14 protein-coding genes are annotated in these 14448 nt (G+C 58.5%); 5 read left to right on the top strand and 9 right to left on the bottom strand.

The genetic code is table 11. The features are described 5' to 3' along the window. Positions 1-6: 6 nt before the first annotated feature. The 3 genes from P4L78_RS20955 to P4L78_RS20945 are packed head-to-tail and all read right to left on the bottom strand — an operon-like array spanning position 7 to position 1760. On the bottom strand, positions 7-483 hold the full coding sequence (locus tag P4L78_RS20955; RefSeq protein ID WP_309330477.1) for a hypothetical protein: 477 nt from the start codon (positions 481-483) through the stop codon (positions 7-9). Beyond that, on the bottom strand, positions 480-1517 hold the full coding sequence (pyrC, locus tag P4L78_RS20950) for a dihydroorotase (RefSeq protein WP_309330475.1): 1038 nt from the start codon (positions 1515-1517) through the stop codon (positions 480-482). The genes P4L78_RS20955 and pyrC overlap by 4 nt, the downstream gene beginning before the upstream one ends. Before the next feature lie 6 nt (positions 1518-1523). Then, complete coding sequence (locus tag P4L78_RS20945) at positions 1524-1760, bottom strand: sulfurtransferase TusA family protein (protein WP_283147531.1); 237 nt, start codon at positions 1758-1760, stop codon at positions 1524-1526. A 196-nt stretch (positions 1761-1956) separates the two neighbouring features. Here P4L78_RS20945 and P4L78_RS20940 point away from each other — a divergent pair, with 196 nt between their 5' ends. Next, a complete protein-coding gene (locus P4L78_RS20940; protein ID WP_309330473.1) occupies positions 1957-2622 on the top strand; it encodes a CNP1-like family protein in 666 nt (221 codons plus the stop codon). A 73-nt stretch (positions 2623-2695) separates the two neighbouring features. Here P4L78_RS20940 and proB read toward each other — a convergent pair whose 3' ends face one another. Beyond that, the gene (gene proB / locus P4L78_RS20935) at positions 2696-3817 is read right to left on the bottom strand and encodes a glutamate 5-kinase (protein ID WP_283147529.1); all 1122 of its coding nucleotides are present in this window, start codon (positions 3815-3817) and stop codon (positions 2696-2698) included. 110 nt (positions 3818-3927) lie between these two features. On the opposite strand from proB, the gene P4L78_RS20930 reads away from it, so the two are divergent. Genes P4L78_RS20930 through P4L78_RS20920 form a run of 3 tightly spaced genes read left to right on the top strand, consistent with a single transcriptional unit; the run spans position 3928 to position 5755 of the window. Beyond that, complete coding sequence (locus P4L78_RS20930) at positions 3928-4533, top strand: protein-methionine-sulfoxide reductase heme-binding subunit MsrQ (protein WP_309330471.1); 606 nt, start codon at positions 3928-3930, stop codon at positions 4531-4533. Then, complete coding sequence (locus P4L78_RS20925) at positions 4530-5303, top strand: threonine/serine exporter family protein (protein ID WP_283147527.1); 774 nt, start codon at positions 4530-4532, stop codon at positions 5301-5303. The genes P4L78_RS20930 and P4L78_RS20925 overlap by 4 nt, the downstream gene beginning before the upstream one ends. After that, a complete protein-coding gene (locus tag P4L78_RS20920; protein ID WP_283147526.1) occupies positions 5300-5755 on the top strand; it encodes a threonine/serine exporter family protein in 456 nt (151 codons plus the stop codon). Before P4L78_RS20925 ends, P4L78_RS20920 begins: the two co-directional genes overlap by 4 nt. Before the next feature lie 12 nt (positions 5756-5767). Here the strand turns inward: P4L78_RS20920 and P4L78_RS20915 are convergent, their stop codons facing one another. From P4L78_RS20915 to xylA, 5 genes are all read right to left on the bottom strand, one after another. Continuing rightward, positions 5768-6967 carry a sugar ABC transporter permease gene (locus P4L78_RS20915; protein WP_283147525.1) on the bottom strand — a complete coding sequence of 400 codons (1200 nt, stop codon included), beginning with the start codon at positions 6965-6967 and terminating at the stop codon, positions 5768-5770. A gap of 29 nt (positions 6968-6996) precedes the next feature. After that, positions 6997-8577 carry a D-xylose ABC transporter ATP-binding protein gene (gene xylG, locus P4L78_RS20910; RefSeq protein WP_309330469.1) on the bottom strand — a complete coding sequence of 527 codons (1581 nt, stop codon included), beginning with the start codon at positions 8575-8577 and terminating at the stop codon, positions 6997-6999. Positions 8578-8661: 84 nt separating this feature from the next. After that, positions 8662-9681, bottom strand: a complete 1020-nt coding sequence (xylF, locus tag P4L78_RS20905) for a D-xylose ABC transporter substrate-binding protein (protein WP_283147523.1) — start codon at positions 9679-9681, stop codon at positions 8662-8664. A gap of 139 nt (positions 9682-9820) precedes the next feature. Further along, on the bottom strand, positions 9821-11293 hold the full coding sequence (gene xylB / locus P4L78_RS20900) for a xylulokinase (protein ID WP_405051582.1): 1473 nt from the start codon (positions 11291-11293) through the stop codon (positions 9821-9823). Between the two features lie 376 nt (positions 11294-11669). After that, entirely contained in the window at positions 11670-12989 is a 1320-nt protein-coding gene (gene xylA / locus P4L78_RS20895; RefSeq protein ID WP_283147522.1) for a xylose isomerase, read from the bottom strand. Between the two features lie 229 nt (positions 12990-13218). Here xylA and P4L78_RS20890 point away from each other — a divergent pair, with 229 nt between their 5' ends. Next, the gene (locus tag P4L78_RS20890) at positions 13219-14442 is read left to right on the top strand and encodes a DNA-binding transcriptional regulator (protein ID WP_283147521.1); all 1224 of its coding nucleotides are present in this window, start codon (positions 13219-13221) and stop codon (positions 14440-14442) included. Positions 14443-14448: the final 6 nt, after the last annotated feature.

Below are 14448 nucleotides of genomic sequence, written 5' to 3'. Positions count from 1 at the left end.
CCATTATCAGGCCTCAGGGTCACTTTGGGCAAACGGCAATCCAGTCAGCTCTGCCAGACGGTGTACTTGCTCCACCCCTTTGCGCACACCCGCGGTGGTGGCACGGTAGTGGGCGAACACAAAACGGGCGTCGCCATCGTCAGCCAGACAGACCCAGATGCTGTCCGGGCCGATCACGTTGGGCTCTTGATCCAGCATCACGCGGGTAAACGCGCTGAGCGGAATTTGCCGCGTGCGCACCGGAATCAGCCCGAACAGGCAGATGCGTCGTTCCAGCACGCCATCGTAGACGCGTTGTTCTGCCGGAAAAGCCCAGAACGCCGCCGCCAGAGCGATCATCGAATACCAGAACAAGCCGAAAAAATGATTTTCGAAGCGCGGCGAATCAATCAGCGGCCAGCCCCAGAAAGCGGTGGCCAGCAGCACCAGGCCAAAGATCAGCCAGGCCGGTTTGCTGGCATTGCGGTGGACCAGCGCCCTCACGCGTTCAGGGTCCAGTCGATTTGCTCACCGGCCCGTAGTGGCACGACGGTGTTTTCGCCAAATGGATATTCAGACGGCACTGTCCATGCGGTTTTAGTCAAAGTGACCGAGCCGCTATTGCGCGGCAAGCGGTAGAAATCCGGGCCATTAAAGCTGGCGAAGGTCTCGAACTTGTCCAGTGCGCCGGCGCGGTCAAACACTTCGGCATACAGCGGCAATGCGGCGTGCGCGGTGTACATGCCCGCGCAGCCACAGGCGTTTTCCTTGGTGTGACGGGCGTGCGGTGCACTGTCGGTACCCAGGAAGAACTTGTTCGAGCCACTGGTCACGGCACGCACCAGCGCTTCGCGATGCAATTCGCGCTTGAGCACCGGCAAGCAGTAATGATGCGGACGAATGCCGCCGGTAAACATGGCGTTGCGATTCATCAGCAGATGGTGCGCGGTGACCGTGGCGGCCACGTTGGCCGAAGACGAGGCCACAAACTCGGCCGCTTGCTGCGTGGTGATATGTTCCAGCACCACCCGCAGTTCGGGCAGGCGTTGCAACAACGGCGCCAGAATGGTTTCGATAAACACGGCTTCACGATCAAACACATCCACGCTTTGATCGGTCACTTCACCATGCACCAGCAACGGCAGGCCCAATTCGGCCATTTTCTCCAGCGCGGGCATAACTTTTTCAAACGATGTCACGCCGCTATCAGAGTTGGTCGTCGCCCCTGCCGGATACAGCTTGATGCCATGGACGAAACCAGAGGCTTTGGCGCGCGCGACTTCGGCAGCGTCAGTGCGATCGGTCAGATACAAAGTCATCAGCGGTTCAAAATCCAGCCCCACTGGCAATGCGGCAAGAATGCGCGCGCGATACGCCGCAGCCAGTTCTGTGGTGGTCACCGGCGGCTTGAGATTGGGCATCACAATGGCGCGGGCAAATTCACGCGCAGTGTGCGGCAATACAGCGGCCATCAAGGCGTCATCACGCAGATGCAGATGCCAGTCGTCGGGGCGGGTAATGGTAATGGTTTGGGTCATTTGGGTTCAGGCCTGCTGGCGTTTCTGGATCAGGAATATGAATTTGCCGTCAATTTCGGCGCCCTGCAGCAAGGTGTTGCCGGTCTGTTTGCAGAAAGCTTCAAAGTCTTTCAAGGTGGCCGGATCGGTGCAAACCACGTGAACTGTCTGGCCGCCTTGCAAAGTGGCCAGCGCTTTTTTGGTGCGCAAGATCGGCAGCGGGCAATTCAGGCCGGAAAGATCAATGGCAAGATCGGCATCCATGGGCGATTCCATATCATTTATTATCTGGGCGAATCCGGCATTTTACGCTGGATGCGCCCGCCGTGCCGAGCGGCACTTATAGCGGTCATTTACACACGCCAGGCGCGCCGAAAAGCGGATCAGCGTATGATTAGCGGGTTGTGACCGGCCCCGCCACACAGGTATTGCGGCCATCCCGCCCATGGAGCTAGACATCTTGAAACGCATTATCCCCGCCGCGCTTATCGCCCTGTTTGCGGCACTGCCCGTTTTTGCCGGTGTGGTTGGCGAGAACCCGGACAATCCGCGTGATGCCAATCACGACAACACCAACAGCGATGGTGATGGCTCGCAAAAATCCAGTTTTACCAATTTCTTTAAAGACGTGCTGCCGGTTCCTGCCGAGCAAGCGTTCACCCCGCCGGAGCTGGCCAAGCTGGGCGACTGGACGCAAATCCGCAATAACTACGCTTGGGGTACCGAGCGCTTCATCATCTCCAAAGACAGCCTTTCGGTCGGGGATAAAGACAAGATCGTGCGTTACGCCGTGGGTATTCCGCTGCGCAACGGCAAGTACAACTACGTTTACGAAGGGCTGGATTGCGATACCGGCCAGTACCGCACTTACTATTACGCCAACAGCGACAACCCGGTCTGGGCCACGCTGACCCGTAAATGGCAACAAGTGCAGGAAAGCGGCTACAACACGTATCAGTCGCCGTTGTACGACTCGCTATGCAGCATGCGCGATCCGCTCTCCATCAAGGACATGAAATCCGAGCTGGGGAACAAGACGCCAGTCAACGCCAGTTGCCCTGGTTGCCGCAGCCCGGCAGGCACCACCGCAGGCGCTGGTCAGAATGGCGCTGGTCTGGGCAAATAAGCCAGCCGTGCCGTTTCAAACAAAAAGGACTGCCTATGCAGTCCTTTTTGTTTTTCTGCCTTCCCCGCGAGGATTACAGCAGCACCAGGTTATCGCGATGGATCAGTTCCGGTTCTTCCAGATAGCCCAGAATGGCCTCAATCTGCCCGGTCGGCTGGCGCAGGATACGGCGTGCATCACCCGCCGGGTAGTTGACCAGACCACGTGCGATTTCGCGTCCTTCGGCGTCGATACAGCTGACCATCTCGCCGCGGGAGAACTCGCCTTCGACCGTGATCACCCCAATCGGCAACAGGCTGGACCCTTTCTCCGTCAGCGCCCGGCTGGCGCCTTCGTCCAGCATTAGGCGCCCCCTCACTTGCAAATGTGCTGCAATCCATTGTTTGCGCGCTGCCAGCGGGGTTTTCTCCGGCACCAGTTGCGTGCCGATGGCTTCGCCGCTGGCCAGGCGGGTCAGGACCTTTTGCTCACGCCCGCTGGCGATGATGGTTGCTGCACCGCTACGCGCTGCCCGCTTGGCCGCGATCACCTTGGTTAGCATGCCACCAGTCCCCACGTTGGAACCCGCGCCGCCAGCCATGGCTTCCAGCGCGGCATCGCCAGCGCGTGCTTCCTGAATCAGCGTTGCCGTCGGGTCTTTGCGCGGGTCGGCAGTGAACAAGCCTTGCTGGTCAGTGAGGATAACCAGCGCATCACCTTCGACCAGATTGGTCACCAGCGCGCCCAGCGTGTCGTTGTCACCAAACTTGATCTCAGCGGTGACCACTGTGTCGTTCTCATTGATGATCGGAATCACGCCCAGCGACAACAATGTGAGCAGCGTGGTGCGCGCGTTCAGATAGCGCGTGCGGTCAGCCATATCTTCATGCGTGAGCAATACCTGCGCGGTTTTCAGACCATGCGCTCGAAAAGCCGATTCGTAGGCCTGGCACAAACCCATCTGGCCCACCGCAGCGGCGGCTTGTTTTTCGTGAATAGCCGTGGGCTTTTCTTTCCAGCCCAGCCGCGCCACGCCTTCCGCCACCGCGCCGGATGACACCAACACTACCTCTTTGCCCAATGCGGCCAGCTCGGCGATTTCCGCCGCCCAGCGAGCCAGCGCGGCGTGGTCCAGACCACGGCCTTCGTTGGTTACCAGGCTGGAACCCACCTTGACGACAATGCGGTGGGCGCGCTGCAGGGCACTTACGGGCATGTTGTGCATCCAAAGTTGATCAAAACGCGTAATTATACCGGTGTAGGCTTGTCATATACCTGCCCGATTCACGACAAAACTTATATCGCTACTCGTTCCGGAATCGCACCATGTCTGCCCTGACCATCAAGCGCCTGAAAATTGCGCTGTTTTTTATCTGTCTGATTCCGCTGGCACGCACCGCGTGGCTGGCGCAGACCGCAATCAACCCGATCGAGTTCATCACCCACCAGACCGGGACATGGACGCTCAATTTTCTGCTGATCACCCTCACCATCACCCCATTGCGTCAGATCACGGGAAGAAACGAGCTGATCCGGTTCCGGCGCATGTTGGGCCTGTATGCGTTCTTTTACGTGTGCATGCACTTTTTGACGTGGCTGGTGCTGGATCACTTTTTTGATTTCCACCAGATTCTGCGCGATATCGTCAAACGCCCTTTCATCACCGTCGGTTTCCTGGCCTTTGTATTGTTGATTCCGCTGGCAGTAACGTCGACCGACAAGATGGTCCGGCGGCTTAAACGCAACTGGGCCCGCCTGCACAAGCTGATTTATGTGATTGCCACACTGGGCGTCCTGCATTACTGGTGGCTGGTGAAGCGCGACATCACCCAACCTTTGATCTACGCCATTTTGCTGGGCCTGCTGCTGGCGTGGCGGTTTGTGCGGCGACAACGGCAAACCGCATTGGCGACCTCTAAAATGGGGGCATGACTGCTCCTGACTCAATGACTCCGGCCAATCTGGCCACCCTCACCGACATCGCACTACTTGCGGGCCTGATTGCGCACAGCTGCGGTGGAGATACTGCACGAACCAGCAACGTCATGCAGCGCGCTGCGCTGGCGTTGGGGGCACAGCGCGCCGATACGGTGGTGTCTTCGCTCAATCTGGGGCTGACCGTTGAACACGGTAGCCTGCGTGAGACGGCGCTACGCAAGGCACCGCATATGGGCGTGAATTTCCGGGCGCTCAATGCGGTTGAGCACGCCATCAGCGCGCTCGAATCCGGCCGCATCGCCCGCGATGCTTTTCATATGCTGCTGCTACAGATTGAAGGCTGGCCACGGCATTACCCGCAATGGCTGGTGGCAGGGCTGGTCGGGCTGGCCTGCGGCGGTTTCGCGGCGTTGTTTCATGGCGATCTAATGGCCATTGCGATTACCGCACTGGGCAGCAGTTTGGGCATGTTGCTGCGCCAATGGCTGGCCGCGCGCCATTTCCAGCCGCTGATCTTTGCCACGGTCAGCGCTTTCGTTGCCACGCTGATCGTTGGGGCGTTGCGCCATTTAACCGCCACACCCGATGCCGCACTGGCCGCTTGCGTGCTGTTTCTGATCCCCGGTGTGCCGCTCATCAACGGCATGAGTGATTTGCTCAGTGGCAATTACCTGAACGGCAACGTGCGACTGACCATGAGCGCCGTGTTCATACTGGGTATCGCCCTGGGCATGAGCCTGGCGTTGCGGGTGACCGGATCATGAACGCCTGGTTACTGGAATTGTGGGCCGCGCCCGCCGCCTTGGGTTTCGCGCTGCTGTTCAACGTGCCGCCGCGGGTGCTGCCCGCTTGCTGTTTGCTGGCCGTGCTCGCCCACGGCTTGCGCAGTTTGCTGGTGCTGTGGGGTATTGATCTGGTCATCGCCACCTTGTTTGCCGCGCTTTTTTTGGGCTTTGCCGGACAATGGCTGGCGCAGCGTACCCGCCAGATCAGCGCGGTTTATGCCATCAGCGCCGCCATTCCGATGGTGCCTGGCACGTCGATGTATCACGCAGTGCAAGCGCTGCTGCATATCGCATTGTTGAAAGTGCCGACTGAAGGCGGGGTGTTGCTGACTGAAGCGGGGGTCAGCGCCATCCGGGCGGTGATGATCTTGCTGTCACTCACCCTTGGCATTGCTGCCCCGCGCTTGTTGTGGCCACGACGGCCGGGCTAGTCCAAAACCGGTCTAGCGTGAGCCGGAGCGCGAAATCACGTCGATCCACACCGCCAGCAGCAAGATCGCGCCTTTGACGATCATTTGCCAGAACGAATCCACGTCAAGCATGGACATGCCGTTATCCAGGCTAGCCATGACCAGCGCACCGATCAGCGCACCATGCACGGTGCCGACGCCGCCACGCATGGAGGTACCGCCAATGAAACATGCGGCAATGGCATCCAGTTCGCCCATCGAACCGGCCGAAGGCGAGCCAGCGGCCAGCCGTGCGGTATTCACCACGCCGGCAAACGCGCACATCAGCCCCATGATGCCGAAGATGGCCAGCTTCACGCCGCGCACATTCACGCCAGACAAACGCGTGGCTTCCATATTGCTGCCCACGGCGTAGATGCGGCGGCCGAACACCGTTTGCGTGGCCATATAGGTAAACACAGCGAGCAACACCATCAGCAGCAACACCGGAATCGGAATGCCGTCATAAGCGTTGAGCGTGCGCACAAAGCCGAAGATCAACACACCGGCGGCGATCACCTTGGCGATATCGCGCCACAGCGGCGCCACTGGCAAACCGTAGCGGGCGTGGTTCAGACGTGCGCGCCAGGTAATGATGCCCGCGACCACAAACAGCAACACGCCCAGCAGATCACCCCACAACAGCGGCAGATAACCCTGGCCCAGATACACCAGCTGGTCAGACACCGGCGCAATCGTGGTGCCGCCGGTAACCCCCAGCAGCACGCCACGAAATGCCAGCATGCCGCCCAGACCCACAATAAACGAAGGGACCCGCAGGTAAGCCGCCCAGTAACCATTGAACAAACCAACCAGCAGACCCAGCCCGCAGACGATGGCCAGGTTGGCCGCCAGTGGCATGTGGTAGGTCACATCCAGCACGGCGGCGATGCCGCCGAGCAAGCCCAGCAACGAGCCCACCGACAAGTCGATTTCACCAGCAATGATGACGAACACCATGGCGCTGGCGAGCATGCCGGTAATCGACATCTGCCGCAGCAGGTTGGACAAATTGCGTGCGGTCAAATAGCCGCCTTCGGTCTTCCAGGCAAAGAAGGCCCAGATCACCGCAATGGCAATCAGCAGCGCCAGTATCTTGTTCTGGCTGAAAATCTGCTTGATGCCGGGAAAGCCACCGCGGCTGGCGTTGTTACCCGACAATCCGTTGTCGGCGGCGAGTGTGCCGGTTTTCATGTTTGAAGCTCCCTGTTCTTGTAACCGGTTCAGGCCGCGACCGGCGCGGCACTGTTTGAATTGGCCGATGCCGCAGCTTGCTGCGCCAGTGGCGTCAACGCGGCGGCCAGCACTTGTTCCTGGGTCAGGCCATCGTTGACGAAATCGCCACGCAACTCGCCCTCGCCCATCACCAGCACCCGATCACTCACGCCCAGCACCTCGGCCAGTTCGCTGGAAACCATGATGATGCTGATGCCCTGGCGCGCCAGTTCAAACATCAGTTTGTAGATTTCATATTTGGCGCCGACATCCACACCGCGCGTGGGCTCATCCAGAATCAGGATGTCCGGCTTGGGCTGCAGCATTTTGGCCAGCACCACCTTTTGCTGGTTGCCGCCAGACAAACCGGTGATCTTCAGATGCGGACTGGCCGTTTTGATCTTCAGCCTGCCGATTTCCTGCATGACCGTTTGTAGCTCTTCGCTTTTATCAATGCGCCCGCTGTGCGAATACTTGCCCAGCACCGGCAGCGAAATATTCCAGCCCACGCCGAATTCCGGCACGATGCCATGCTGCTTGCGGTCTTCCGGCACCATGCAGATGCCATGGCGGATGGCCTTGATCGGCGAAGACACATCAATCACTTTGCCGTGCAGTTTGACGGTGGCGTCATGCTTGCCGCGATACGCGCCAAACAGCGTCGAAACCAGTTCAGTGCGCCCGGCGCCGACCAGCCCGGCCACACCCAGAATCTCGCCACGGCGCAGTTCGAAAGACACATTTTTGACTTTGCGCCGCGCCGGATTGGTCACGTCGTAACAGGTGACGTTCTGCACCTGCAGCACCACTTCGTCGCCAATTTCGTGCGGTTCGCGCGGGTACAGATTGGCGATATCGCGCCCGACCATCATCGAGATAATGCGGTCAACGGTGAGCGAAGCCATCGGCTGCGTGGCCACATGCGTGCCATCGCGGATGACCGTTACGGTGTCGCAAATCTCGGCCACTTCATCCAGTTTGTGCGAGATGTACACGCACGCCACACCCTTGGCTTTGAGCGCCTTGATGATGTTCAGCAGCACCTTGATTTCAGAGGTGGTGAGCGACGATGACGGCTCATCCAGAATCAGTAATTTGGCTTTTTTGTTCAGTGCCTTGGCAATTTCCACCAGTTGCTGCTGGCCGCCGCCGTAGTTGTAGACCGGCAACGCTACGTTCACTTGCGGCATTTCCAGCTCGGCCATCAAAGCCTGAGCGCGCTGGTGCATGGCGGCGTAATTCATGCGCCCGCCCGGCAAGGTGATTTCATTGCCCAGAAAGATGTTCTCAGTCACCGACAACTCGGGCACCAGCATCAATTCCTGGTGGATGATGACGATGCCGGCTTCTTCGGTTTCCTTGATCGTCTGTGCCTGCAAGGGTTGACCTTGCCAGAGGATCTCGCCTTCCCAGCTACCGTGCGGATACACCGCGGACAGCACTTTCATCAGGGTGGATTTACCCGCGCCGTTTTCACCGCACAAGCCAACACACTCACCTGCGCGGATACGCAAATCAATGCCATCAAGCGCTTTCACGCCCGAAAACGACTTGCGGATATTGCGCATTTCCATCAGGAAATCAGACATCGTGTTTCCCACATGCATTGCATATTGAACATACGCAGGGTGAACAGCTTGCAGCGCATCCACCCTGCGTCATGCTGGTAAGGCTTACTGCGCGGACAATTGCGCCTGGGTATAGAAGTTGTCTTTCACTACGACATCTGCCGCGTTTTCCTTGGTCAGCATGGTTGGCTTGAGCAGGATGGTGTTGACCTTCTTCACGCCGTTATCAAGCTGAGTGTCATATTTCACCGGCTTGTCCTGCACCAGGTTGACCGACAATTGGGCGGCTTCAGTGGCAATCAGACGCAGCGGCTTGTAAACGGTCATGGCCTGGGTACCGGCGATCACGCGTTTAACGGCAGCCAGATCGGCATCCTGACCGGAAACCGGTACGATACCGGCCAGTTTTTGTGCAGCCAGCGCCTGAATGGCGCCACCCGCAGTACCGTCATTGGAAGCGACGATGGCGTCGATCTTGTTCTGGTTGGCAGTCAGCGCGTCTTCCACAATGGTCAGCGCCTTTTGCGGGCTCCACTCGGCAACCCACTGCGAACCGACAATCTTGATGTCGCCCTTGTCGATATACGGCTTGAGCACCTTCATCTGGCCATCACGCAGCATGCGGGCGTTGTTGTCGGTCGGTGAGCCGCCCAACAGGTAGAAGTTGCCCTTGTTCTTCATCTTCAGCACGCCTTCGGCCTGCATTTCACCCACTTTGGTGTTGTCGAAGGTGATGTAGGCATCGATGTCGGCATCCGAAATCAGGCGGTCATAAGAAATGACCTTGATGCCCGCTTTCTTGGCTTCCCGAATGGTGTTGGTCAGCACTTTGCCGTTGAACGGCACGATCACGATGGCATCCACGCCACGCGAGATCAGGTTTTCGATTTGCGAAATCTGCCGTTGCTCGCTGGCATCGGCCGATTGCACGTAAACCTTGGCGCCGAGCTTTTCAGCAGCAGCGATGAAATAGTCGCGATCGCGAGCCCAGCGCTCGACGCGCAGGTCATCAATCGAAAAGCCGATCACTGGCTTGTCTTTGCTGGCCTGGGCAACAGGCGCGGCAAACATCAGAACGGAAGTGGTGGCGGTGGCTAGCAGGGTCGTAATCAGTTTGGCTTTCATCGATGGCTCCTGAGGTATTTCGTAGAACGTTTATTGTTTGAAATGTGCGATCACCGCACAGTGAACAACGCTTCGTATTTCCTCTTACCACCCCGATCTGCGTCGGGGCTTGCAGCAAACTGGTGGCAACTGCACCAGGTCAGAACAAAGATTCGACTTGCTGATACAACTGGCTGAAACGCGGGCGGCGTTGCTCGCGCAGCCAGACGCTACGAGCCGCATCGGGCTGGTAACGGCCAATGATTTCGGGCACAGGGCAAACTTTGGCCACGCTGGCTTGCGGGTCCATCGCCAGATGGGCCAGCCGGGCGGCACCCAGTGCCGGACCCACTTCACCGCCGGAGCGGCATACCAGCGGGCGACCCAGCACGTCGGCCAGCATCTGTACCCAATACGCACTGCGTGAACCACCACCTATTACGGTGATTTCGTTCGGCACCACGCCGGTGGATTCCAGCGCCTCAACGCCATCCGCCAGACCAAAAGCAACGCCTTCGAGCGTGGCATTGGCAATATCGGCCGGAGTGGTGGCGCCGGTCAACCCAAAGAACACGCCTTGCGCCGCCGGGTTGTTATGGGGCGTCCGCTCACCCGACAGATAAGGCAGGAAGGTGGGAGTACGCTCGTCCAGCGTGAGACGTTCCGCAGCGGCAAGCAAAGCCGGGACGTCGGCATAGCCCGTCAGTTGCGCGGTGAAATCCAGACAAGCCGCAGCGCTCAGCATTACTGACATCAGGTGCCAGGTTTCGGGCAGGGCATGGCAAAAACTGTGGACGGCGCGTTGCGGGTTGGCGTTAAAGCCATCAGATGCGGCAAAGTAAACGCCGGAGGTCCCTAGCGACAGCATTGCCTGGCCTGGCGCGACAATGCCGACGCCAATTGCACCAGCGGCGTTATCGCTAGCGCCAGCCACAATCGGAATGGTCCGCAAACCCCAACGGGCGGCCAGTTCGGGCTTGAGATGACCGGTAACCTGGTTGCCTTCATACAGACGCGGCATATGACGGCGGGTGAGCCCGGTGGCGACCAGCAGTTCGTCACTCCAGTCACGTTGCCCCACATCCAGCCACAGCGTGCCAGCGGCGTCAGATAGATCGCTGGCGAAATTGCCGCTCAGTTGGTAACGCAGGTAATCCTTGGGCAGCAGCACCATGGCGACCTGGGCAAACACGGCCGGCTCATGGCGGGCAACCCACAGCAATTTGGGAGCGGTGAAACCGGGCATCATCAGATTGCCGGTGATCGCACGGGATTCAGGTACGCGGCGTTCCAGCTCGGCACATTCGGCAAACGCGCGGCCATCGTTCCATAAAATGGCCGGACGCAGTACTTGGCCCTGGTCGTCAAGCAAAGTGGCGCCGTGCATTTGCCCAGTCAGGCCAATGGCTTCGATATCGCTGGCAGCAATGCCTTGCTCACGGGCTAGCTGCAACAGTTGCGGCACGGCGGCTTCACAAGCGGCCCACCAATCGGCAGGCGATTGCTCTGACCATAACGCTTGCGGACGAGAGACCTCCAGCGGCGCACTGGCGCTGGCGCGAACGACGCCTTGGCGATCAAGCAAAATGGCTTTCAGGCTGGACGTACCCAGATCAATTCCAATAAACATCATGACCCCGTGTTGCTTTGCACCATAAATGTGCGTTTTATGCGTTTTGTGATACTGGCCGCAAGATTCTTCCTGTAGTCAGCTTCTTACAATTACAAAATCTGCCGAAGCTCATGACGTTTTTTCACCATGAAATTCCATTTGTAATCAATTGATAAAGGCCAACGTGCAAAGAAATGGCGCTGCGAGGTTCGGGTCCGCAGCGCCATAAAGCCGTTGTATCGTCGCATCAGCTACAGATGCGGCTCACAGCGGGCGAGGAGAGTCAGCAAACGCCGACCAGACAACACACATCCGTGTCCGTTAGCCGGAACAGGACGTGTTTCCTGGCCCGCGCCGTCGCGCATGGGGTCACGACGGGCAGGGCCCGGACGATGTATTAACCGTAGATGTAACGGTTAACGACGTTCTCCAGATGCTCCTGGCGACCACTGACGTGCTTGGGATCAATGTTCTGGGCAACCGCCCATTGCGCCACATCGGCCAGGGTTTTCTCGCCGGCCAGTACGCCGCGGCCAAACTCGCCGTCCCAGCCGGCATAACGTTGGGCTTTGAACTGGGCCAGTTTGTCGTTTTCGATCATCTTGGCCGCGCGCTTCAGGCCCAGCGCCAGGACGTCCATGCCGCCGATATGGCCGAGGAACAAGTCATCCAGATCTGAGCTTTGACGGCGCACCTTGGCATCAAAGTTAAAGCCACCGTTCTTGAAGCCGCCGCCTTTCAGAATCTCGTAAATAGCCAGGGTGATTTCTTCAACGCTGTTAGGGAACTGGTCGGTATCCCAGCCGTTTTGCGGATCGCCACGGTTGGCATCGATGGAACCCATCACACCCAGCGACACTGCCGTGGCAATCTCGTGCTGGAATGAATGGCCTGCCAGCGTGGCGTGGTTGGCTTCGATGTTGACCTTGATTTCTTTCTCCAGGCCGAAGTCCTTGAGAAAGCCATACACGGTAGCGGTATCGTAGTCGTACTGATGTTTGGTCGGTTCTTGCGGCTTGGGTTCGATCAGGATGGTGCCGCCAAAACCCAGCTTGTATTTGTGCTCTACCACCATCTGCATAAAGCGGCCCAGTTGTGCCCGCTCGCGTTTCAGGTCGGTGTTGAGCAATGTTTCGTAGCCTTCACGGCCACCCCACAGCACGTAGTTGGCGCCGCCCAGACGATGCGTCGCGCCCATGGCGTTGAATACTTGAGTGGCAGCGTAGGCGAAGACTTCCGGATTCGGATTGGTGGCAGCACCGGCGGCATAGCGTGGATTGCTGAATGCATTGGCCGTACCCCACAGCAGCTTCACGCCGGTTTCAGACTGCTTTTGCTCCAGGTAATCCACCATGTGTGCGAGGTTTTCCACATATTCGCGGATCGATTTGCCTTCGCTGACTACATCGTTGTCGTGGAAGGTATAAAACGGTACGGATAACTTGGAGAACAGTTCGAACGCGGCGTCGGCCTTGCCGCGTGCCACGCTGATGGCGTCGCCGCTCTTGAACCATGGGCGCTCGAACACACCGGGGCCGAATACGTCCGAACCCGGCCAGCAGAAGGTATGCCAGTAACACACGGCAATGCGCAGATGCTCCGCCATGGTTTTGCCCAAGATGACTTCATCCGGGTTGTAATGACGAAACGCAAACAGGTTGTCAGACTCAGGGCCTTCGTAACGGACCTTGCTGATGTTGGCAAAAACTTCGGCCATGGCGGAACTCCAGAAAACGGATGATTGACGCCGGGAATGCTAGGCTTTGTAGTCGGCTACCCACAATTACGAAATCGGCCAGTGCGGTTGCCGTTTTTTGGCAAGCTGCTGCGCACCGATGCGGCGCGCACTACAATCGCTACATTGTTTTAAAACGTGTTATTCCGGGTGTTTTGCACATAAACGGTGCGCATTGCCACACTGATTTGTGATTTTCGGGAACTCAGTAATGATCCACACCACGCCAGCGCAGCCTAATCACGGCAAAGCACCGCATCGCATTGCCTTGCTGTTCAATGCCAACAAGATTTATGACCGCCAGGTCATCACCGGCATTGGCGAATACTTGGGCTCGACCCGCGTGGCATGGGATCTGTTTCTGGAAGAAGATTTCCGCTGCCGGCTCAATGGCCTGGAAAACTGGCAAGGCGACGGCATCATTGCCGATTTTGATGACCCGGCCGTAGCCGAGGCCTTGGCCAAAAGCCCGTTGCCGGTAGTGGCTGTCGGTAGCTCTTATCAAAATGAAGCCGACTACCCGCGCGGCGTGCCGTACGTGGCAACCGACAATCTCAAACTGATCAAGCTGGCGCACGACCATTTGATCGACGTCGGGCTGGAACGCTTCGCCCTGTACAGCCTGCCCGAATCGTCCATTAACCGCTGGGCGCAAGAACGCGAAAAAGCGTTCAGCAAGCTGGTGGGTAAAGAGGCTGAAATCCATCGCGGTCTGGCCACGTCGCCAACCGGCTGGAGCAGTGCCAGCGAGCAACTGGCCGCATGGCTTAAAAGCCTGCCAAAACCAGTAGGCGTGATCGCAGTCACCGATGCCCGCGCCCGCCATCTATTACAGGCGTGTTTGTCAGCGGGAATTGCCGTGCCGGAAGAAGTCTCGATTATCGGCATTGATAACGATCCACTCACCCGCACGCTCAACCGTATTCCACTCAGCTCGGTCGCTCAGGGCGCAGAAGAAATGGGCCGCACCGCCGCGCACATGCTGCACCAGATGCTGCACGGTGCCCGTTTGGGCGAGACCCGCATTCTGGTGCCGCCGGTAGGTATCAATGTATTGGCATCAAGCCAGTACCAGCCGCTGTCCAGTCCGTACGTGATGCGCGCCCGCCATTACATTCGCCAGTACGCCTGCCAGGGCATCAAGACCGAACAGGTGGCCGATTATGTGGGCGTATCACGCTCATCGCTGGAAAGCTATTTCCGCCGCGAACTGGGCTACACCGTGCACCAGGAAATATTGTTATTCAAGCTGGAAAAAGCCCGCGAAATGCTGCTGGCTGGCGAATTGCCGACCAGCGAGATCGCCGTGCGTTGCGGCTTTACCTCGTTGCAATATCTGCATGCAGTCTTCAAACGCGAACTGGGCTGCACGCCACGCGAGTTTTATGACCGCAGTGTGGATGCGCGCGGCGCGCCGCCGGTGCTTATTCAGTAACCAAGC

This window comes from Silvimonas sp. (genome assembly GCF_031291215.1).
In the GTDB taxonomy this organism is placed as follows: domain Bacteria; phylum Pseudomonadota; class Gammaproteobacteria; order Burkholderiales; family Chitinibacteraceae; genus Silvimonas; species Silvimonas soli.
The sequence above is the reverse complement of the archived record's forward strand: the minus strand, read 5'-3'. Positions and strand labels throughout refer to the sequence as shown.